Source organism: Rhodococcoides fascians A44A, from assembly GCF_000760735.1.
Lineage (GTDB): Bacteria > Actinomycetota > Actinomycetes > Mycobacteriales > Mycobacteriaceae > Rhodococcoides > Rhodococcoides fascians_E.
The window spans coordinates 302,598-321,286 of the sequence record NZ_JMEX01000007.1; the positions used below are offsets into that span (position 1 = coordinate 302,598).

General features: G+C 64.6%; 18 protein-coding genes. 4 read left to right on the forward strand and 14 right to left on the reverse strand.

Annotation, left to right across the window (positions count from 1 at the left end; translation table 11 throughout):
• Positions 1–12: 12 nt before the first annotated feature.
• Positions 13–1,029 carry an AurF N-oxygenase family protein gene (locus tag BH95_RS11815; protein WP_037182303.1) on the reverse strand — a complete coding sequence of 339 codons (1,017 nt, stop codon included), beginning with the start codon at positions 1,027–1,029 and terminating at the stop codon, positions 13–15.
• Positions 1,030–1,109: 80 nt separating this feature from the next.
• Positions 1,110–1,691, reverse strand: a complete 582-nt coding sequence (locus BH95_RS11820; protein WP_019666695.1) for a TetR/AcrR family transcriptional regulator — start codon at positions 1,689–1,691, stop codon at positions 1,110–1,112.
• 53 nt (positions 1,692–1,744) lie between these two features.
• On the opposite strand from BH95_RS11820, the gene BH95_RS11825 reads away from it, so the two are divergent.
• The 3 genes from BH95_RS11825 to BH95_RS11835 all read left to right on the forward strand — a co-directional run bounded on the left by BH95_RS11825 (position 1,745) and on the right by BH95_RS11835 (position 4,267).
• Positions 1,745–2,755 carry an FAD-dependent monooxygenase gene (locus tag BH95_RS11825; protein ID WP_037182305.1) on the forward strand — a complete coding sequence of 337 codons (1,011 nt, stop codon included), beginning with the start codon at positions 1,745–1,747 and terminating at the stop codon, positions 2,753–2,755.
• A 65-nt stretch (positions 2,756–2,820) separates the two neighbouring features.
• Entirely contained in the window at positions 2,821–3,756 is a 936-nt protein-coding gene (locus BH95_RS11830; protein WP_037138888.1) for an ADP-ribosylglycohydrolase family protein, read from the forward strand.
• A 1-nt stretch (position 3,757) separates the two neighbouring features.
• Positions 3,758–4,267, forward strand: a complete 510-nt coding sequence (locus BH95_RS11835) for an O-acetyl-ADP-ribose deacetylase (RefSeq protein WP_020113008.1) — start codon at positions 3,758–3,760, stop codon at positions 4,265–4,267.
• Between the two features lie 26 nt (positions 4,268–4,293).
• On the opposite strand, the gene BH95_RS11840 is transcribed toward BH95_RS11835, so the two are convergent.
• The 11 genes from BH95_RS11840 to BH95_RS11890 form a co-directional block, all read right to left on the reverse strand.
• Positions 4,294–4,962 carry an NUDIX hydrolase gene (locus BH95_RS11840; protein WP_019666691.1) on the reverse strand — a complete coding sequence of 223 codons (669 nt, stop codon included), beginning with the start codon at positions 4,960–4,962 and terminating at the stop codon, positions 4,294–4,296.
• 27 nt (positions 4,963–4,989) lie between these two features.
• A complete protein-coding gene (locus tag BH95_RS11845; protein WP_037182307.1) occupies positions 4,990–6,294 on the reverse strand; it encodes a T3SS (YopN, CesT) and YbjN peptide-binding chaperone 1 in 1,305 nt (434 codons plus the stop codon).
• 95 nt (positions 6,295–6,389) lie between these two features.
• Positions 6,390–7,103: an excalibur calcium-binding domain-containing protein gene (locus tag BH95_RS30005; protein ID WP_037160188.1), complete on the reverse strand. Its 714-nt coding sequence runs from the start codon at positions 7,101–7,103 to the stop codon at positions 6,390–6,392.
• Between the two features lie 192 nt (positions 7,104–7,295).
• Entirely contained in the window at positions 7,296–8,420 is a 1,125-nt protein-coding gene (locus BH95_RS11855; protein ID WP_230595473.1) for a hypothetical protein, read from the reverse strand.
• A gap of 58 nt (positions 8,421–8,478) precedes the next feature.
• Positions 8,479–9,891, reverse strand: a complete 1,413-nt coding sequence (locus tag BH95_RS11860; RefSeq protein ID WP_020113013.1) for a dicarboxylate/amino acid:cation symporter — start codon at positions 9,889–9,891, stop codon at positions 8,479–8,481.
• A gap of 197 nt (positions 9,892–10,088) precedes the next feature.
• A complete protein-coding gene (locus BH95_RS11865) occupies positions 10,089–10,442 on the reverse strand; it encodes a VOC family protein (RefSeq protein WP_037182314.1) in 354 nt (117 codons plus the stop codon).
• A 73-nt stretch (positions 10,443–10,515) separates the two neighbouring features.
• Positions 10,516–12,180 carry an FAD-dependent monooxygenase gene (locus BH95_RS11870; protein WP_371828318.1) on the reverse strand — a complete coding sequence of 555 codons (1,665 nt, stop codon included), beginning with the start codon at positions 12,178–12,180 and terminating at the stop codon, positions 10,516–10,518.
• A gap of 51 nt (positions 12,181–12,231) precedes the next feature.
• A complete protein-coding gene (locus BH95_RS11875) occupies positions 12,232–13,005 on the reverse strand; it encodes an SDR family NAD(P)-dependent oxidoreductase (RefSeq protein WP_033187819.1) in 774 nt (257 codons plus the stop codon).
• A gap of 11 nt (positions 13,006–13,016) precedes the next feature.
• Positions 13,017–14,351, reverse strand: coding sequence for an MFS transporter (locus BH95_RS11880; RefSeq protein WP_371828319.1), 1,335 nt, complete (start codon positions 14,349–14,351; stop codon positions 13,017–13,019).
• A gap of 39 nt (positions 14,352–14,390) precedes the next feature.
• Positions 14,391–15,830 carry an FAD-dependent oxidoreductase gene (locus BH95_RS11885; RefSeq protein WP_037182450.1) on the reverse strand — a complete coding sequence of 480 codons (1,440 nt, stop codon included), beginning with the start codon at positions 15,828–15,830 and terminating at the stop codon, positions 14,391–14,393.
• Positions 15,823–16,647, reverse strand: coding sequence for an SDR family NAD(P)-dependent oxidoreductase (locus BH95_RS11890; RefSeq protein ID WP_037138895.1), 825 nt, complete (start codon positions 16,645–16,647; stop codon positions 15,823–15,825). Before BH95_RS11890 ends, BH95_RS11885 begins: the two co-directional genes overlap by 8 nt.
• A 196-nt stretch (positions 16,648–16,843) precedes the next feature.
• On the opposite strand from BH95_RS11890, the gene BH95_RS11895 reads away from it, so the two are divergent.
• Positions 16,844–17,506, forward strand: coding sequence for an IclR family transcriptional regulator (locus BH95_RS11895; RefSeq protein ID WP_052060039.1), 663 nt, complete (start codon positions 16,844–16,846; stop codon positions 17,504–17,506).
• Here BH95_RS11895 and fahA read toward each other — a convergent pair.
• Complete coding sequence (gene fahA, locus BH95_RS11900) at positions 17,503–18,678, reverse strand: fumarylacetoacetase (RefSeq protein WP_037182316.1); 1,176 nt, start codon at positions 18,676–18,678, stop codon at positions 17,503–17,505. The genes BH95_RS11895 and fahA overlap by 4 nt on opposite strands.
• Positions 18,679–18,689 lie beyond the last annotated feature (11 nt).

Genomic DNA, 18,689 nt, shown 5'->3' on the forward strand with positions numbered 1-18,689 from the left:
GGACGGGGAGAATCAGGCGGCGAACTGGCTGGAGCTACGGTCCGGCTCGCTGCGGAAGCGCGAGGCCTTGCCGTCGATTCCGCACAGCTTCCACATCAGCTTGGCCGGGCGGCTCATCATCTTGGTGTCCTTGGCGAGCATGCGCACGTCACCGAAGTAGTCCTGCAGCGTGTGCTGGGCTTCCTCGCTCTCCCAGAACAGGTCCTTCTTGACCGACGCCGGGATGTCGAACTTCTTCCAGAACCGCTTCGGGGGAATGACGATCGCGTCGCACAGCACCCGCATGACGATCGGGAAAGCGAGCGACAGGAAGAAGCGACCCACCTTGGACATCTTGGGTACGCGACGACGCAGCAGCTGGTGCGCGAAGGAGATGTGGCGTGCTTCCTCGGCAACGTGAATGGCCATGACGCCCTGCATGATCGGGTGGATTTCCTCGCCCGACCGCAGCACGCTCTTCTGGATGTGGTCGATCGGCTCCTCGCCTGCGAGGACGCCGACGAAGAACAGTTCGGGGGCGATCGACGCGAACAGCGGGATGATCGGCGACAGCATCTTCATCGGCCGACTCATGCCGGGTGCGTCGTTGTCGACCCGGTTGACCATTTCCTGGAACATCAGCGTGTGGTTGCACTCTTCGATCGACTCGTGAGTGCAGTACCGCGCCTCGGCCGAACCGTTGGGCAGGGAGAAGACGTACTGCATCATCCCGCGAATGAGGATGTTCTCGAACTGCAGTCCGACCTTGGCCACGTTGGCTTGGCGCCACATGCCGATCGCGATCTGCTTGTCCTCCGGCAGAGCCTGGTACCAGGCGTGCCCACCGATCGGGTCGGTCTTGGTCGGGAGAATCCACCGGCGATCGTTCTCGGTCACCGCGAACTCGGGGGACTCCCAGTCGATGTCCACGTACGGGTCGAAATGCTTGTGCACCGAGCCCTCGGACAGAAGGCGCAGAGTCTCGTTGTACTTCTCGGTCTCTGCGTCCGGGTCGATCGAGATCGTGCCGTCTTCTGACGTCAGTGTCATCGCTTCCTCCTACATGGTGCGAACGTGTTTTTAATGTAACTCGTAGTATCAGCAAAATCCAGTTTACTAGCGAGTAACTTTCAAGAACGGGTTCGACCTGCAGTTATTCGGTCGACGGCCACGCCGATATCCACGGAATCTGTGTGTGACAGGGTGCTCGAACTTGTCGCAGTGGCGATTTTGTGAAGGATCAGGCCGTCCAGGTAGTGGCACAGCGCGCGGGCGCACGACGCCGTGTCCTCGGTCGAGATGTGGATCAGAACGCTCTCTGCCCACTCGACGATCCGGGCGCGGATCGCGCCGAGCCTTGTCGCCAACTCGGGATCCGCGGCCGCTGCGGCGAAGAGTGCGAATCGCGCGGTCGTATGCGTTCGCCGCGGGCCGATCGCGTCGTCCACGAATGCGACCAGCGCTGCCGTCAGTTCCCCACGAGACCGAGGTCGGGGTGTGGCGGACGCGTTCTCCCACGCCTCCCGGTCGAGTTCTTCGAGATGTTCGAGCACGCCTGCGATCAAGGCGGACCGAGTGCGGAAGTAGTTCGAGGTGGTCCCCGCCGGCACGCCTGCGCGAGCGTCGACCTTGCGATGCGTGAGGCCGTGGAGCCCGTGTTCGCCTACCTGTACGAGAGCTGCTGCGGCGGTGTGTCGACGCTGGGTGGTCATGGCTCACTATAAAAGTAGTGCCAGGGCACTACGATCGTAGTAGTGTCCGGAACATGAAGTCAGCGGTGATCGTCGGGGGTGGAATTGCAGGACTCGCCGCCGCGCCGATTCTGGTCGGCGCGGGGTGGGACGTCCGTGTGCTCGAGAAGTCGGACGAGGTGTCCGCGGGTGGTACGGCTCTGGGGATGTGGCCGGAAGCGCTGCGGGCCCTGGATGCAGTCGGGGTCGGCGACGCTGTTCGATCCGCGTCGGTCGAAGTGACCGGCGCGCGATTTCTACGCCCTGACGGTTCGTGCATCGCTCGTCTGGGCGCGAAGCATTCAGCTCGTCTCGTTCCTCGACCGGATCTTCTGGAAGCGTTGGCTGCGGCGAGTCCGACAGGTGTCGTGGAGTTCGGCCGCCGGGTCGAGGTGTTGTCCGACGTGTCCGAGTGCGACGTGATCATCGCCGCCGACGGGATCAACAGCGCCATCCGGTCGGAAGTCTTCGGGCCCGAGGGGACGCCGATTCCGTTGGGCGCTGTTGCGTGGCGGGGGACCGTCGACGGCCCATGTGTGTCCATGACGGAGACGTGGGGCCGAGGCAAGCTGTTCGGAACGACGCCCCACGACAGCCGTCGCACGAATTGGTTCGCGTCTGTGAGGCGAACGAAGCTGGGCGAGGGTGAGTCGATGGCGGAGCATTTCGCGTCGTGGCACGGCGGTGTGTCCGACGTGGTTGCGCGAATCGATCAGCAGCGCAGCGATTTCCGTGAGCTCGCGATGATCCCGTCGATGAAGTCGTGGGTGCGTGGCAATGTCGCGCTCGTCGGTGACGCCGCGCACGCAATGGCGCCCAATCTGGGCCGTGGTGCGTGTGAGTCCCTGCTGGATGCGGTCGCTCTGGCCTCTTCCCTCGTCGAGGAGGAGACGGTCGCCGGCGCTCTGCGTAGGTACGACGCTGCTCGACGCCGCCGGGCGTACCGGATCTCGCGCGCGTCGTCGTTGGCTGGTTCGTGCGCAACTGCTCGTCGGTGGACGAGAGCGCGGGACCTGCTGGCGGGTGGTCTCGCGAGGATCGGGTGAGCTGTTGCAGTTTAGCTCAAATATGCGCTAATCTAAGCGCACAAACGAGCTAAGGAGATTCGGCAGTGACATCGAATACCGGTCGAAGCGATCGCGCAGCCGGAGTGCTAATCGGTACGGCAACGGGGGATGCCCTCGGTGCCGGCTACGAGTTCACCCATCCAGCACCGGGCACAGTCGTCGACATGATCGGCGGCGGCCCGTTCGACTGGGCACCAGGTGAGTGGACCGACGACACATCCATGGCTGTTGCAGTGGCCCTCGCAGCCCGCGATGCGAAACCAGGAGAGGGCGCCGGACTCGATGCCGTGGCCGCCAATTTCGTCGCCTGGTACGACACCGATCCGGCCGACATCGGACATCAGACGCGGTCGGTACTCGGGTACCGAAGCGAATCCGCCGCGGACATGACACGTCGAGCGGGAGCTCTCACCGGCCGCACGGGAGGAAACGGTTCGCTGATGCGCACGGCCCCCGTCGCGCTCGCGTACCTGAACGACACCACCGACGACCTGATGAACGCAGCCCGATCGATCAGTGAACTCACGCATTCCGATCCGCGGGCAGGCGAGGCGTGCCAGCTCTGGACGTTCGCGATCGCACACGCCGTCCGGCACGGAGACTTCGACGGCGTGCGCGGATGGCTGGACGTCGCCGGACACGCGGCCGACTTCTGGGCGCCACTGCTCGACGAGGCCGAGAACGGGAGCCCGACGGACTTCCCGAACAACGGGTGGGTCGTCCACGCGCTGCAGACGGCATGGTGGGCAGTAACGAAAGCCGAGCAGGTAGGACCGAAACACCTGGTGAGAACGCTCGAGCTCTGTGTTCTCGCGGGCGGTGACACCGACACCACTGCGGCGATCGCCGGAGGACTCGTCGGAGCCCGTTGGGGTGCATCGGCTGTTCCGGAGAAGTGGCAGATGATGCTGCACGGGTACCCGAACCTGACGGGCGGGGATCTCCTCACGCTTGCCGCCGAACTAACAGGAGGGGTCTGACATGGCCATCATCGACGTCGTTCGCGGCGACATCACCACGCTACGGGTCGACGCGATCGTCAACGCGGCCAATTCGACGCTTCTGGGAGGAGGGGGTGTCGACGGCGCGATCCACCGAGCAGGAGGGCCCGACATCCTCGCAGCGTGCAAGGAGCTGCGCCGCACGAGCCTGCCCGACGGCTTGGCCGCGGGCGCTGCCGTCGCGACCACCGGAGGCCGATTGCCGTCTCGGTGGGTGATTCACACTGTCGGACCACGGTATTCGGCACACGAGGATCGATCGGCAATCCTGCGATCGGCATACGTGCGCAGTTTGGCCGTCGCAGATTCGCTCGGCGCGTCGACGGTGGCGTTTCCGCTCGTGTCGGGCGGGTCGTACGGATGGCCGGTGGACGATGCAGTAGCGCAGCAGGTCGCCGCCGTCACGGGCGCTCGAACGTCCGTGGACGTGGTGACGCTCGTCGCCTTCAGCGACAGCATTGCGCGAACGACGACGCGTCTGCTGGGCTGATTCAGCGGACAGGCCGCATCCTGCGGCTAGGACCGCAACAGCGCGGACGCCGTTTCCGGCAGGACCGCGCCGACCTTCCGTCGATACAGTTCTGCCGGACGGCCACCCGCCGCGACGGACGTCGCACCGGTCCCGTCGAGGGCCGGTGACACGTGGCGTCTGAACGTGTCCTTCGGGAATCGATTCCCGAACACCACCTCGTACAACTGCTTCAGCTCGAGCAGCGTGAACTCCTCACCGAGCAGAAGCGACGGATCGATGTTCGACGCATACCGCCGGCGCAGGTCCTCGACGGCGAGAACGACCATGTCGCTGTGGTCGAACGCCAACGGCTGTGATGGCCGATCATCCTCGATGCGAACCACTTTCACACCGATGGGTAGCGAGCCGTACGGAACTGCAGCGCCGTGCGCCATCGACAGGACCCAACCGCGGTCGTCGCGGTCGGGGGCGTCGAACATGCCGATCTGGTGAAACTGCAGTGCCGTGATACCGGCCTTCGATTGCAGCACTCGATGCGCTGCATCGGACAGGCGTTCACCGGGATGAAGGAAGGTACCGGGCAGTGCAAGGCCACGAGGTGAGTCGACGGTGACCACGAACAAGGCGGACTCGTGCACGGTCAGCACTGCGACGTCGACGGCTACCGACGGACGTGGGTAATCCGTCAGTGTCGTGCCCGCGCCCTCGGTCATTCGTCGATGTTAGCGCACCTACTGCTGTTAGCGCGCTGGTGAGTTATCCACTCGGACATCGAACAACGAGGGCTGGTCGAACTGGAGAAACAACTGGGTCTGTTCGCCGCGGGAAACCGGAGCAGGTGCAGGCCGGGCGGCGCGCTTCAGGCTCGCAGCGACGTCCTCCCAGGCTGCCGCGAACTTGTCGCACAGGACCGCGGCCCGGAGACGGCGTTCGTCGCCCAGCCGGTGGGCGTGCCCACGAAAGCGCTCGGCCGACCACAGTGCGCGCTCGGTGAGTTCGGCCAGGTCCTGGCGACGGCACAATGCATCGACGGTCGCCGTGTCCACGGGACCGCCCGTCAGCTCGCACGCGGCCCGCAGAGTGCCGAGCGTTCCACTGTCGTCGGACCAGGTGACCTGTGCAAGAGCATCGGGATGTGTGTGGTCCGGATCGAACACAGCGCCGCCCAGCTCGGACGCGAACCCGGTGTTGATGCGGTCCACGAACAGACCGAGCGAATAGATGGCGGCAGTGAGGTGCCGAGGGACGAAGGTGCGCGTCGTGACGTCGACACCTGCGAACAACTGCCCACCCGCAACGACGAAGTTGATCTCCTTCCATCGTGTGCCGAGCCAGGCCATCTTGCGTGACAGAGCAGTGGAGTGCCGAATACCGGTCACGAGAGGAGCGTGCAGTCGGACGGCCGTGGCGTCCGGACCGAGACACACGTGGACCGGTAATGCGAATTCACCGATTGCTATGTCGCCGTTGTCTTCCTGTGAGATGTCGATACCGGCTGCGCGAAGGGTGTCGATCATGAGAGCGCGAAGATGATCGATGTCCAGCGGTACCAGTGCGGTGGAATCGGTGCGGCGAGGATCGGCGGCGGTGCGAAACTGGCGTCCGCTGCCGCCCTCCGCGTCTGCGGACAGGAACGCCGGGTGGGTGACGTGCCAGACGGACCGGAACGCAGTGACGATTCGCTCCGCGAGATCAGCCCCGTCGGTGCGGTTGCACTGCAGGGAGCAGCTTTTCACTCCGAAGACGTCTCGTTCACCCGGCGTGGCCCACCCCAGTTCGCGGAGCTTCTCGTCGTCGCCCACCGGCGGCTCGATCCCGTCGTAGAGGTAGCTTCCTAGCGCAGCGTCCGACACAATCTCTCCATCCGGACCCGAGGACACTCGGATCCACGGCGAGTCCCCGTCTGTCCGGTCCACCCCAGACTCCGCACTCAACGTCAGTTCCTCACCGTCGGGCATCTCCGCGACGAACGCGGCGAGATCCGCCTGGTAGGTGCGCCACGCACCCTCGATGAAGTCGATGAGATCGAAGTTTCTGTCGTTCACTGCGCACCCCTTGCCACTGACGTCATTGCTTGCGCGGCAGCCGAATCGGCCTGCGACAAGAACTGTATCGGTGGGGTCCGACAAGTTCGGCGAGCTCAGTTCTCGCAGCCGACGCCGTCGCCGTCACGATCGAGTTTGGAGCTGTAGCCGGGATCGCCTGCGTAGATCGGTGCGGCACCGGCAGCCCGAACCGCGGCGCAGTTGGCGTAGGAGACGTACGACGGAACCGCCGCTGCCGCGGGGGCCGGTGGCACGTACTCCGGCTCGGGCTCGGCGATGTAGACCGGTGCGGGCTCGGGAACGTACGGCACGGTAGTGGTGGGCGGAGGCGCATAGACGGTGACGGTCTCGGGAGCCGGCGCGAGGGTGGTCGTCGGTGCAGTGGTAGTCGGCGCGACCGTGGCCGTGGGAGTGGTCGTCGTCGGTCGTGTGGTCGTCGGGCGGGTCGTCGTCGGGGACACCTCGGCGATAGCCGGTGCAGCGAACGCCGCCGGGGCGGGTACGTCCTCGGAGTGTGCTGTGGGAGCAACGATGCCGACGGCGACGAGCGCGGGAATGGCTGCCAAGGCAGGAGTTGCCCAGACGACTCGGCCATGGGAGGGCTTGACGATCAAGTACAGCGCACCAGCCGCGGCGACACACAGTCCGAACACGATGCCGGGGAGCGAGAAGTCCGCGATGGACGCGAGGAGGACCAGCGCGCCGAGTACTGCGGCGCACCACGCGATGATCCGGCCGATCAACGGTCGGGGTCGCTCGGGTCGTTCAGCGCCGGGGAAGACGTAGGGCTGGGCGAAAGGATCGGTCATGGGGGGAGTCCTCGAGTGCTGGAGAAGTGGCGCGTGAGCACCGTGACCAGTCGAGACGGCCGATCGATCATGTCGACGGATCGCTTTGTCGTACGACGGTGGGGCTCGAAGCGAGAATCCGGCTGCCGCGGACTGTTTCACGGGGCCATGTGCTGTATTCCGAGCACCATGTCGTACGTACCGCGTAGTTCGTTACAGGTCGTCCGGATCCTGATCTCCGAACGGTTCCGCCAGCGACACACCCGCAAGAACGGCAGGTCGCAGTGCCTCGGGAACCGTCAATGCGTCGTCGGCGGAGACCAGCACGGTTTGCTCCTGCAAGGCGCGGATCCGGTAGTCGATCAACTGCGCCGTCCGCAGGTCCTCGCCTTCGAGGCCCTCGTAGTCCTCGTCCGCGTTGTCGAGGGGCAGGTCCTCGGTCATCGCCGCGAGCAAGGTCTGGATGGCAAAGGTGTTCGACAGGGACATCGAGACGTCGGTCTCGCTCATGCTGAGTTGGTGGCGGATGTGCTGGGTGAGGACGTCTCGAAGCACGTCGACGGATCGCGAGGAGAAACTGTCCACCGCCGAGCCCGGCACGACCCGGGTGCCGTCCGTCTCCAGAATGTCGGTGGCGAAGGCGACTGCCCAGTGGTCGAGGGCCGTGATGTTCTCGGGCTGCGGTTCGTGGTCCGAGTGGTCGTGCTCGCCTTCCTCGGACAGCGCCGTCGACAGTTCGGGAATGTCGTTCACCGAGGCGCCGGATCCCACCCGGTCGACCAAGGCTGCGACACCGGCCACGACGGGAAGTGCGGCCAGTGCTGCCGACTCGTCGGCCGGCGCGACGAGCGGCAACTCGATGTCGTCCGGGGCGAGGACGTCCGGATCGTTGTCGATGAAGTCGGTGAGGTCTTCCATGCAGTGCGCGAAGTCCTCGTCGCTACCGGTCCATGCGTCGGTCTCGTCGAGGAAGGTGAGGAATTCGAGCAGCGTCACGACGATGTTCGTTGCTGCGGCAGCACCGTTGTCCGGATCGGAGTCCTCGATCCGCTCGACGGCGTCGACGATGAAGTGGGCGTCGTTCGGAGTCCAGGAGGTCACGACGAATCCCGGGTTGGCCCGGTCGACCTGACCCAGCGTCGTCTTCACCAGGCTGACCACGCGGTCGGCGTGCTCACCCATGTCGCGATCGGTGAGCCAGGAGTGGAAATGTTCCAGCAGGGCATGGGAGATCGTGGATGTGCGGGCAGCGGAGCCTGCGGATTGTTGCCGTCGGGCACGCGCCTTCGTTTTCGCTGCGCGCTTCTGCCCCCGGCTTGCCGGTCCTTTGGATCCCATGAGCGCCTAGTTTAATGGCTGCGACGGCGCGCTCGGCGCACCGCCGCAGCCATTGTCACTAGGACGACAGCTGCGGCTGGCGGTCCGTCGGCGGCGTGACGTCGTCGTCGCTGAACGGGTCGCCGTTACGCGGGCTGTTGTACCGGGCTTCGTCGAGGATGCCCTCGCGCTTGGCGACGATCGCCGGGACGAGCGCCTGTCCGGTCACGTTGACGGCCGTGCGGCCCATGTCGACGATCGGCTCGACCGCCAGCAGCAATCCGACGCCGGCGAGTGGCAATCCGAGCGTCGACAGTGTCAGAGTCAACATCACCGTCGCACCGGTGGTTCCCGCGGTCGCGGCGGATCCGATGACGGAGACCACGACGATCAACAGGTAGTCGGTGAACGTGAGGGAGACGCCGTAGAACTGGGCGACGAAGATGGCGGCGATGGCGGGATAGATTGCCGCGCAACCGTCCATCTTGGTGGTGGCGCCCAGCGGTACTGCGAAGGATGCGTACTCACGCGGCACACCGAGATTGCGTTCGGTGACGCGCTCGGTGAGGGGCAGCGTGCCGATCGACGAGCGCGAGACGAAGCCCAGCTGCGTGGCGGGCCACACGCCGGAGAAGAACTGGCGAACCGAAAGTCCGTGCGCACGAACGATGACGGGGTACACGACGAAGAAGACGATGGCCAGGCCGACGTAGATGGCGACGGTGAACACGCCGAGGGAACCGATCGCATCCCACCCGTAGGTCGCGACCGCGTTCGCGATGAGTGCGGCCGTGCCGATGGGAGCGAGCCGGATGATCCACCACAACACCTTCTGCACGATCGCGAGCAACGATGCGTTGAAGTTCAGGAACGGCTCCGCTTTCTCGCCGATCTTCAACGCCGCGATGCCGATGGCGACCGCGATCACGAGAAGCTGGAGAATGTTGAAGCTCAGCGAAGTGGTTGCTGTGCTGGCGATTCCGTCACCGGCAGCTTCGGTGGTGACCGATGTCTTCGACCCGAGCGCGAAGAAGTTGTTCGGTACCAGCCCGGTCAGAAACGACCACCAGGAACCGACACTGCTCGGGTCCTTCGCGGACGTCGCTTCGACGCCGGTGCGTGAACCCGGTTGAGCGACCAGACCGATGACGATTCCGATGATCACGGCGATGAACGCGGTGATCGCGAACCACAACAAAGTCTGGACCGCCAACCGGGCAGCGTTGGCTACCTGGCGAAGATTCGCGATCGAGGACACGATGGCGGTGAACACCAGCGGCACGACTGCGACGGTGAGCAGCTTGACGTAACTCGACCCGATGGTGGCGACGGTGCCGACCAGCCAGTTCTCGTTACCGTCGGCCGCGTCGGGCATCGATCGTGCGATGAGACCGAGAACGACGCCGAGGATCAACCCGGCGACGATCTGAGGCCCGAAGGATTTTGCCCACGTGGGTATGCGGGACGCGCGCGTAGTACTGGGCGCAGACATGAAGATGCCTTTCGACAGGAAAAGAGGTGAGGGCGGAGAAGCCCTTCGAATCAGAGAATGCGACGCCGAGACGACTCGGTCACAGACAGAGAGAGCTCGCTTGTAGGCGCAGGTCGACGTAGCGTCGACTGGTCAGGAGCGGCATCACTTACTGGAGATTACTCCCAGTTGATTCGACCTCGAACGTGCGCCCGGGTTCAGTAGTCGACCCGGAACCCGCCGATGAGGGTGATGGTGTTGCCGTCGGGGTCGAGAACCGTCGACAACCGAACGCCTTTGTTCGCGTCGACGACGTCACCGGCGTCGATACCTCGGAGTGCGAGTTCCGCGCGGTGAGCGTCGAGATCGTCGATCCCGAAATTCAGCAGACCGGTGCCTGCGCGTACGTCGTCGACGGTGACCTGCACCCACCCGACATCGGTCACCTTCCATTCGACGAGGGTCGGCATCGGGTTGTTGGTGGCAGGCGCCCCGAAGAACGACGAGTACCACGATTCGGCTGCGTCGATGTCCGTCACCGGTACGACGGCGAGTACGTGTTCGATGGCCATGAGGTGTCCGTTCGTCAGGAGAACTGTGCTTCGTACCTATGAAGACCCGCGCCGGCGTGCGAAGTCATCGATCTCAGGCGAAGGTGCCTTTCAGATAGCCGACGACCGCCGCGGTATCGGGAGATCCCCGGTGGCCCAGGTACCCGTCGGGCCGCACGACGAACACCTCGGGACCGGCAATCGAATACGCGTCGCGAAACTGCCCCTGCGCGTCGACGATCACCGGCAACGTCGAGTCGACCCGCTCGGCGACCACCAGGTAGGCGTCGAGCAGGCCGTGTGCCGCAGAGACGGCGTCAGCTGCCAGTTCCTCGTACTCCGCCACCCAGCCCCCCGAGCCCCCCGAGCCCCCCGAGACGTCCGACCACAGCAGCAGCGTGTGCGACACCCCGGCGAACAGATCGAACAACCGGAAGGAGAACGCGACGATGTCCCGACGCAACTCCCGAGCATCCGGAGCGCGTTCTCCCGGTTGCACCGCGGTCGACGCGTCGTCGACTGCCGACACGAGGGGACCCGGCGGGTAGGAGATCAACAACTGCGCTTGCCGACGCATCGCCGTCTCGAAGGAGTTCTCACCGGCGCCGATGCCCTCGCGGGCGCTGCGGACGGTCATCCCGACGACGTCCTCACCGACAGGCCTGCGCTCCGCGTCGTAGGTGTCCGTCAGGCCGTCCGCGGCGATGCCCCGCACCGAGAGGGCTACCTTCCACGCCAGATTGTGCGCGTCCTGAATGCCGGTGTTCATGCCCTGAGCGCCGGTCGGAGGATGAATGTGCGCAGCGTCCCCGGCGACGAAGACGCGTCCCCTGCCGTACACGTCGACGATGCGGTGGCTGATCTTGAACACGGAAGACCACCGCAGATTCCGTGCCGTCGTCGGTTCGGGCGACAACCGGTTCAACACCGCCTGGATGTGGTGGAGTTCGGGCGCCGGCCCACCGGTGAAGCCGTGCACGATGCCGTCGCCGGCACTGGGCGCGGCCGTGAGCTCCTCCGGCACGAACATCGACATCCGGTAACGACCGTGGCCGGGAAGTGGGATCGCCACCAGCAGATCGTCGACGGTTCCGTCCTCGGTCCGGTGTGAGCTCCTGACCCCGTATCCCGGTGGTAGCGACCAGTCGACCTCGATGTCGCCCAGCATGTAGCCCTCCGCGAACGCCCCACCCTCGAACGTCAGTCCCAGCTGCTTGCGCACCGCGCTGTGGGCCCCGTCGCAGCCGATCAAGTACTGCACGTCCGCCGTCGATCCGTCGGTCAGGGTCGCAGCGACGCGCTGCCCGTCCTGCTCGAACGACGCCAGCCCGACGCCCCGCTCGACCACAGTCCCCAGCCCGGCGAGATGCTCGGCGAGAATGCGTTCGGTTTCGTACTGGGGGAGTCCGGCGAACCAATACGGAACATCCGGCGGCAACGTCAGCTCGATTCGGCCGACCTCGACACCTCCGTCGAACGCGATCTGACCCCGCATCGGCACCGAAGCATCGAGGATCGCACCGGAAACGCCCATGTTCTCGAACACCTCCAGCGTGCGCGGCTGAATACCAACGGCTTTCGCGTACTGCGGCGGAGTCGACGCGGAATCGACGATGCGGCAGTCGATACCTCGCCTGCGCAGCTCTATCGCCGCGGTCAGCCCGATCGGTCCCGCTCCGGCAATCAGCACATCTGCACTCACGTGTACGCCACCTCCGTCGCATGATCGAACGAGGACGAGTATGGGCCGCAGCGACATGCTGCGGCCCATACTCGGATCGATCTCATGCTTGGCGGATGACTGCGACGATCATCCCTTCAGCTCGCGGGTGATTCGGTGGTAGATCCCGCCGGACGTCAAGCCACCGTCGACGACTATCTCGGTCCCGGTGATGTAGCGAGCGGCGTCGGACAACAGGAATGCGACGGACTCGGCGATCTCCTCCGAGTCGGCGACACGACCTGCTGGAACGGACTTCAGGCTGGTGTCGACGAACTCCGAAGAGCCCGAGTGCAGCAGTGGGGTGTCGACAAGGCCGGGATGGATCGAATTGACGCGGACATCGTGCTCGGCGAATTCGAGTGCACCGACCTTCGACAGACCACGTACCCCCCACTTGCTGGCGCCGTATCCGGCCGCGAAGTAGCCGAGCATGCCGGCGATGGACGAGACGTTGACGATGGACCCACCTCCTCGCACGAGCAAGGACGCGCAGAACTTCATGCCGTAGAACACCGAACTCAGATTGATGTCCATGACGCGGTGCCAATCTTCGACGGTCGTCTCGACGATCCCCGCTCGGTGGCTGACGCCTGCATTGTTGACGAGTCCGTCCAAGCCGCCGTCCACGTCTTCGATGCGTTCCACGAGTTGCTGCCAGGAGTCCGGCGACGTCACATCGAGAGCGTGAAACTCTGCGAGGCCACCGTCGGCGACGATCTCTCCCGCCACCTGTTGGGCCGAGGTGGACGAGATGTCGGTGACCCACACCTTCGCGCCGCGCTGCGCGAGCAACTGCGATTCGACTTTGCCCATACCGCTGCCCGCGCCGGTCACGAGAACGACTTTTCCTTGAAAACTCATGTCTGCGTTCCCTATCCGGTCTTCAGCTCGGTGCCCTTGGTCTCGGCGACGAAGAAGACCGTGACGAACGTGAGGATGGCGCAGAACACGAAGTAACCGGCCGGAGCCAGTGCGTTGCCGGTCATCGAGATCAGCCACGTCGCGATGAACGGCGCGGTACCACCGAGGAGCATGTTGGTGGTGTTGTTTCCGAGTGCGAGACCGCTGTAGCGCACCGATGTCTTGAGCATCTCGACGTAGGTGACGTACGAAGCGCCGTTGACCACCGAGACCGCGATGAACAGGACGGACTGGCCGACGACGGCCTGCCACAAACTGCCGCCCGCCATCATCATGAACATCGGCACGCCGAGGACGATGGATGCGAAGCTGCCGCCGAACAGCACCGGCTTGCGACCGTACTTGTCGGCCATGAAGCCCGCGATCGGAAGGGTGATGACGCCCAGGACCAGGGCCAGGGAGGTGGAGAGGAATGCTGCCTGGGCAGTCTGGCCGCCTTCGGTCCTGAGGTACGTCGCCGCGTAGACCGAAGCGATGTAGTAGCCGCCGGTGATGAGTGCGCCGAGAAAAATGATCTTGACGACGCTTCCGCGGGAGGTGCTCAGGAGCTCCGAGATGGGCAGCTTCTTGGTCTCGCCCTTGTCCTCGAGCTCCTTGAACTCCGGTGTGTCGTCGAGCTTGCTACGGATCCAGATGCCGACTCCGCCGATGACGAGGCTGAGCAGGAATGGGATTCGCCACGCCCACGACAGGACCTGGTCCTCGGTGAAGACGGTGTTCAGCGCCAGTGCGCACAGTGACGCCAACAACGAACCGATGTAGGTGCCGGTGTTGACAATCGAGGTCTGAGTCGCACGCCACCGAGTCGGTGCGGATTCCGAGACGAAGGCGTTCGCTCCGCCGAGTTCGCCGCCTGCGGCGAATCCTTGAAGGCATCGACACAGCACCAGGACCGAGGTCGCCCACACTCCGAGGGTGACGTACGTCGGCAGCAGTCCGATTCCGGCTGTCGCGATGACCATCAGCAGGATGGTCCAGGACAGCGCGTTCTTTCGTCCGTACTTGTCACCGATGTGTCCGAAGAAGATTCCACCGGGAACGCGAAGGAAGAAGGCAACAGCGAATGCCGCGAAGGTTCCGAGCAACGCGGCGGTGGGATCTTCCGATACGAAGAACAGGGCTGCAATGGTCGTGGCCATGTAGCCGTAGATGCCGAAATCGTAGTACTCGACGACGGTTCCGACGACGGCGGCGCGTATCACCGTCAAGGGGGATTGCTTCACCGTGGTCGACTCATCGGCCTCGCGGCCGGGCTCGGAGTGCACGGCGCTCTCGTTGGTAGTCATCATTGTTCCTCAGTGGTCAAGGGTAGGGGAGTGGAGAGGTCAGATCGCCAGCGCCTCGGCGCTCGCTGTTGCGTGCGCGGCGTTTCGGCCGGCGATGCGACCCATCGTCAACGCGTTGGCTACTGCGTTACCGCCGCCCACGTAGCGCAGGCCGAGAACACCGGCACCTGCCTCACCGGCGGCATAGAGTCCGGGAATCGGAACGCCGTCGGTGTTCAGTACGGCCGAGTTCCGGTCGATCTGCAGTCCTGCGTGTGTGCAGACCAGTTCCGCGGGGAGGATCCGTGCTGCGTAGAACGGGCCCTGGTCGACCGGGTCGGGATTCTCGGTGCTCCCCTTGTTCGACAACGTCCGATGACGCAGGAAGTCGGGGTCCTCGCCGCGCGGCAGGTTCGCATTCCATCGCGCGACGGTAGCGTTCAAGGCCGTCACGGGGACCTGCATCAGGTCGGCAAGCTGATCGAGGGTGTCGGCCCGCAGGGTGCGGCCGGCGTCGGCCTCCTCGGTGACACGATCGGCTGCCCAATCCGCATACCCCACGGGCAGATTCACCCGTGCGTTCTCGTCGAAGACGATCCACGCCGAACCGCCCTGGTGATCGATGATGCCGGTAGAGACGGCGTAGGAAGCGTCCTCGTCCATGAATCGTCGTCCTGCGGCGTTGACGTAGATGCGTGACTTCGGCGGGAATCCGGACTGCCAGTGGTGGTACCGCTGGAAGTAGACAGTGGGAAGCATCAGGCCCCATCCGTCACCGGTGATCGACGCGTCCACCGCCTCGGCGAAGCGAAGATGGTCACCGCGACTGCCTTCGGCGGCAACGACGAACAGCGAGTCGCCTGCCTTGTTCGTGACGGGATAGTGGCGATCGACGAACGTCGGGTCCTGAGCGAAGCCTCCCGACGCGACGACGACAGCGCCTGCACTGAGCTCGACGTCGTCGGCGACGACACCGACGACGCGTCCGTTCTCGGAGAGCAGGGACTGAACGCGGGTATCGAGGACGACGTCGATGCCGTGCTTACGGCGAGCGGCGTCGAGAACCTGCACCAGTCCGTATCCCTGATCCTTCGGTACGTGTCCGCGCCATACGTCTTCGACTCCCGCCTGACTCAGCCCCGGCTGATGAGCGTTGCCGGAGACCCTGACGGGAATCTCGACACCGAGCTCGATGAGCCATTCGAGTGTCGGTCCGGCGTTCTCGCAGAACGCGCGAACGAGTCCGGGCTCCAGCATCCACTGGTTCAGGTCCATGTAGTGCTGGAAGTACTTCTCGGCGCTGTCCTCGATGCCGAGACCGCGCTGGACGGACGTCCCCGCCGCAGTGAACAGGCCGGCGGACAGAGCCGTCGAACCGCCGAGTTCCTTCAACGCCTCGAACAGAATCACCGACGCGCCGTTCTCGGCTGCGGTTACAGCTGCCGCGAGTCCTGCACCGCCACCACCGATCACCACGACGTCGTAATCGTTGTCAGACATGGCGCGAGCCACCGTCGACGGCGATGCTGTGCCCGGTCACGTAGCGTGCGCTGTCCGACAACAGGAACAGGAGTGGACCGAAGACCTCCTCGGGTGCGCCGAGGCGGTGCAGCGGTACGGCGTCGAGCGCCTTTGCGAGGGCTTCGGGGTCTTCTTGGACCCAACGGGTCATCTCGGTGTCGATGTAGCCGGGTGCGATGGAGTTGACGCGAATGCCGATGTCGCCGAATTCCACAGCGAGGGACTCCGTCAGATGTGCGACGGCCGCCTTCGAGGTGCAGTAGGCGCCACGGCCCTTGCGGACACGCAGTGCGGACACCGAGGACATGTTGACGATGGCGCCGCCCTCGCTCACGTGCCTGCCTGCTGCCTGAGAACCGAACAGGACTCCCTCTACGTTGACGCTCAGCGTCGCATTGATCTGCTCCGGCGTGATGTCGGCAGCAAGGGCGAACGGGAAGATGCCCGCGTTGTTGATCCAGAAGTCGATTCGGCCGAACTCTGAAAGAGCGGTCTGCGCCAGGGCTTCGTGATCGTCGGCGACGGTGACGTCGATGCGCGCGCCGACGACCTTTCCGGGCTGGGCGACGAGCTTGTCGGTGGCCAGCTCGCGGTTCAGCTGCTCGGCTGTTTCCTTCATCTGCGCGTCGTTGATGTCGGCGCCGATGACGTTCACACCGCGAGCCGCAAGACCTTTGGCGAACACCGAGCCCATTCCGCGCGCGGCACCGGTGATGACGGCGACCTTGCCCGCGAGTTCCGGGTAGACCGCGGTCATCGTGCGGTCTACGACGCGTCCAGGATTGGTGGTGGTCATGAAATCTCTCCTTGCGAAAAAGTCTCTCGATCGGGCTGACCGGAGCAGAGCTTGCGGTGGCCCGGGAGGTGTGCGATAATCGCACGCAGTGTGCGATACATATCGAACTGTAGGTGGTCCACCTCACAAACGTCAACAGGGGCGACAAGTGACTCATGGTTTCTCGGGTAAAGATGCAGTTCAGCTCGATTCGGGCATGTCGAAAACCCTTCATCACGGCCTGGTGGTTCTGGAGCTTCTGGCCGAGTATCCGAACGGACTGTCCATAACCGAGATCGCCGAAGGCATCGGCGTGCATCGCACTGTCGCGCACCGACTGGTGCGGACCCTGGAGGCGCATCACCTGTGCCGTCGGGACGACTTCAAACGAATTGCACTCGGGGCAGGACTCGTAGCGCTTGCCGAGCCCGTCGAGCAAGATCTCCGAACCGTGGCGCGTCCGGTGTTGGAGGAGCTCGCTGATCAGCTGGGTGCGACGGTGCATCTCGTCGTACGCGAGAACGACCACGAGGTGCGAGCTTTGATGGTCGTCGAACCCCGCGGCGCGAAGGTACACGTCGCCTTTCGCGGCGGACAGGTGGATCCTATCGACCGCGGATCCGCCGGACTTGCAATGCTCGCCGCTCTGCCCGAGGTGGAAGGCGAGCGCGCAGAAGTGACCCGGGCCCGCGCCGTCGGCTATGCGGTCACCCAGGGTGAGGTCATTCCGTCTGTAGGTGGTGTGTCAGCGGTGATTCCAGGCCGCCGCGGTGATGCGCTGGCAAGTCTCGGCGCGTCCGTCTTCGAGATCGACGACGAAAAGCGCCTCGGCGCAGCGGTGGTCGCCGCGGCGGCACAATTGGGTCGGCTGTTGCGTTAGTCGTTCTTTGCCGGGACGATGCGGCCGCGGACGTCGCCGAAACCGATGCGGGTGCCGTTCGGTCCTGGTGCGTTGGCAGCGATGACTACCTCATCGCCGTCTTCGAGGAAAGTTCGAGTCTCGTCGCCCAGTATCGCGGGTTCCGCTCCGCCCCAGGTCAGTTCGATGAACGCCCCGCGCTGGTGCTTCTCCGGCCCGGAGATCGTTCCCGACGCGAACAGATCACCGGTGCGCGAGGTGGCTCCGTTGATGGTCTGGTGAGCGAGCATCTGAGCGGGTGACCAGTACATCTCGCGGTACGGCGGGTACGAGACGTCGTGGCCGTTCCAGGAGACGGTCAGGTCGATATCGAGTGCCCAGGACTGAGTTTCACGCAGATATTCGAGGGGTTGCGGCTCTTGGATCGGGGTGATGGTTCGCGCTGACTCGAGGGCGAGCAGCGGCACTACCCACGGCGAGATCGACGTCGCGAAGCTCTTGCCGAGATTGGGGCCGAGGGGCACGTATTCCCAGGCTTGGATGTCGCGGGCCGACCAGTCGTTGACGACTACGGCACCGAAAACGTGTTCTGCGAATCGGTCCGGTGTGATCGGGCCGTTCGACGGGATTCCGACGACGAAGCCCATCTCTGCCTCGATGTCGAGTCGAGTGCTCGGCCCGAAGGACGGCATCGCCTGATCGGGCGCCTTGCGTTGACCGTTCGGTCGCGCGATGTCCGTTCCGGAGACGACGACGGTACCTGAGCGACCGTGGTATCCGACCGGAAGGTGTTTCCAGTTGGGCAGCAACGGTTCTGCGTCGGGACGAAACAGACGACCGAGATTGGTGGCGTGATGTTCCGAGGCGTAGAAGTCCACGTAATCGGCCACGTCGAACGGCATGTGCATCGTGACGGTGTCGAGCGGGTGAATTGCGTCGGTTGGGACGGAGTCTGTCGTGACGGCCTCGGTGAGCGTGGTGCGGACCTCGATCCAGCGCGCGCGGCCCTGAGCCATGAAGGGGTTGAGAGACGCGTGGTCGAACACGTCGTCGTGCAAAGCTTGCACGAGGTCGACGACGTTGTTGCCGAGCCGGACTCCGACGCGCTTGTCGGTCGTACCGGTCGAAAAGATGCCGTACGGGAGGTTGTCGATCCCGAACTCGGAATTGAAAGGGACGTCGATATGTGTCACGTGGGGCTCCT

Bases quoted from the DNA above. Each gene is read 5' to 3' on its own strand.
- BH95_RS11870 (WP_371828318.1), bottom strand. From the start codon at position 12,180: ATGTCGCTGCGGCCCATACTCGTCCTCGTTCGATCATGCGACGGAGGT.
- BH95_RS11885 (WP_037182450.1), bottom strand. From the start codon at position 15,830: ATGTCTGACAACGATTACGACGTCGTGGTGATCGGTGGTGGCGGTGCA.
- BH95_RS11895 (WP_052060039.1), top strand. From the start codon at position 16,844: ATGTCGAAAACCCTTCATCACGGCCTGGTGGTTCTGGAGCTTCTGGCC.
- BH95_RS30005 (WP_037160188.1), bottom strand. From the start codon at position 7,103: ATGACCGATCCTTTCGCCCAGCCCTACGTCTTCCCCGGCGCTGAACGA.
- BH95_RS11890 (WP_037138895.1), bottom strand. From the start codon at position 16,647: ATGACCACCACCAATCCTGGACGCGTCGTAGACCGCACGATGACCGCG.
- BH95_RS11825 (WP_037182305.1), top strand. From the start codon at position 1,745: ATGAAGTCAGCGGTGATCGTCGGGGGTGGAATTGCAGGACTCGCCGCC.
- BH95_RS11840 (WP_019666691.1), bottom strand. From the start codon at position 4,962: ATGACCGAGGGCGCGGGCACGACACTGACGGATTACCCACGTCCGTCG.
- BH95_RS11860 (WP_020113013.1), bottom strand. From the start codon at position 9,891: ATGTCTGCGCCCAGTACTACGCGCGCGTCCCGCATACCCACGTGGGCA.
- BH95_RS11820 (WP_019666695.1), bottom strand. From the start codon at position 1,691: ATGACCACCCAGCGTCGACACACCGCCGCAGCAGCTCTCGTACAGGTA.
- BH95_RS11865 (WP_037182314.1), bottom strand. From the start codon at position 10,442: ATGGCCATCGAACACGTACTCGCCGTCGTACCGGTGACGGACATCGAC.
- BH95_RS11835 (WP_020113008.1), top strand. From the start codon at position 3,758: ATGGCCATCATCGACGTCGTTCGCGGCGACATCACCACGCTACGGGTC.
- BH95_RS11880 (WP_371828319.1), bottom strand. From the start codon at position 14,351: ATGACTACCAACGAGAGCGCCGTGCACTCCGAGCCCGGCCGCGAGGCC.
- BH95_RS11875 (WP_033187819.1), bottom strand. From the start codon at position 13,005: ATGAGTTTTCAAGGAAAAGTCGTTCTCGTGACCGGCGCGGGCAGCGGT.
- BH95_RS11855 (WP_230595473.1), bottom strand. From the start codon at position 8,420: ATGGGATCCAAAGGACCGGCAAGCCGGGGGCAGAAGCGCGCAGCGAAA.
- BH95_RS11815 (WP_037182303.1), bottom strand. From the start codon at position 1,029: ATGACACTGACGTCAGAAGACGGCACGATCTCGATCGACCCGGACGCA.